At 60.3% G+C, this 348-nt stretch carries 1 protein-coding gene; it reads right to left on the reverse strand.

Annotation, left to right across the window (positions count from 1 at the left end; all coding sequences use genetic code 11):
* Window positions 1-332: conjugation system SOS inhibitor PsiB (gene psiB / locus GSQ70_RS00830; protein WP_233268225.1), on the reverse strand; the 332-nt coding region annotated here is incomplete at its 3' end.
* Window positions 333-348: the final 16 nt, after the last annotated feature.

The following is a 348-nucleotide window of genomic DNA, read 5'->3' on the forward strand; positions in this document are numbered from 1 at the left end:
ACAGGGCTGAACGCCGGGAGCGACCGAACCACCGCAAACGGGCGACCGCTGGCAGAGATGAACATCACCAGCCACTCAGGGCTGACGTAACCAGGGCTGCACAGCGCCAGCTGGAAGTTGCCGCAGGACGGCGTAAACCTCACCTGCACCGGGAACATGCCGCCAAACTCGTTGCGGTACTCCCCGTTCATATCCCATCCCGGGGGGGCATCAAGCTCACGCATCACCGCGTGGGTCAGCTCCCGTCGAAAGTCTTCCCCGCTGTCGCGCCAGTCCTCCATCTCTTCCGGGATCATGGTTTTCAGTACGTCAGTGGTAATAATGTCACGCATGAATTGTCTCCTTACC

The sequence above is a fragment of the Pantoea sp. BAV 3049 genome, from assembly GCF_009765445.1.
GTDB lineage: Bacteria > Pseudomonadota > Gammaproteobacteria > Enterobacterales > Enterobacteriaceae > Erwinia.